Below are 771 nucleotides of genomic sequence, written 5' to 3' on the forward strand. Positions count from 1 at the left end.
CAGCAGATCACACGCCTTCGCCCGCTTCAAATGCACCTGCACCTCGTTCTCCCACGTGAACCCCATCGCCCCGAACAACTGCAGCCCATGAGCGAACACCACCCGCTGACACTCCCCCGCCGCAGCCTTGGCCATCAACGCCGCCCGGCCACGACCCGCGTCGTCCTCCGCGATCGTCAACGCCGAGAAATACGCCAGCGCACGGGCCCGCTCGATCGCCACGTACATGTCTGCGGCCTTGTGCTTCACCGCCTGGAACGACCCGATCGGCACACCGAACTGCACCCGCTGCTTCACATGCTCCACCACCAGATCCAAAATCCGGCGGCAACTGCCGACGGCCGTGACCGCCAACCCCATCAACGCCAGATCCGGGACACCGGCGACCAGATCCTGCGCCTCCACATGCGCCACATGCAGCGTCGGATCGAAGACATCCACCCGCTTGGCCGCCAGATCCGCCCCGTTCACCACCACCACACCATCACCGGTCACCAACGCGACCTCATCCGCCCTGTCCGCGTCCAGCACGAACCGCCCGGTCCCGTCGCACACCGCCGTCCCCGCACCCTCGGGCAACCTGCCCGCCAGCGGAGCGAACCACGTCGCCGACGCCAAAAACGGCGTCGGATCGGCCACATACCCCAACTCCTCCAGCACGATCGCCAGCTCTACCGGCGGAGCCTCCAACCACCCCAACTCCCGGTACTGCGCCCACAACCGATCCTCCGGCAACGACCGCGACTTGGCCACCGTCTCCCGGACCATCTG

At 67.1% G+C, this 771-nt stretch carries 1 protein-coding gene; it reads right to left on the reverse strand.

What is annotated here, in order from left to right:
- On the reverse strand, positions 1-753 hold a 753-nt coding region (locus ACFPZN_RS56890), incomplete at its 3' end, for an acyl-CoA dehydrogenase family protein (RefSeq protein WP_378293670.1).
- Positions 754-771 lie beyond the last annotated feature (18 nt).

It is taken from the genome of Actinomadura rugatobispora (assembly GCF_042656285.1).
GTDB lineage: Bacteria > Actinomycetota > Actinomycetes > Streptosporangiales > Streptosporangiaceae > Spirillospora > Spirillospora rugatobispora.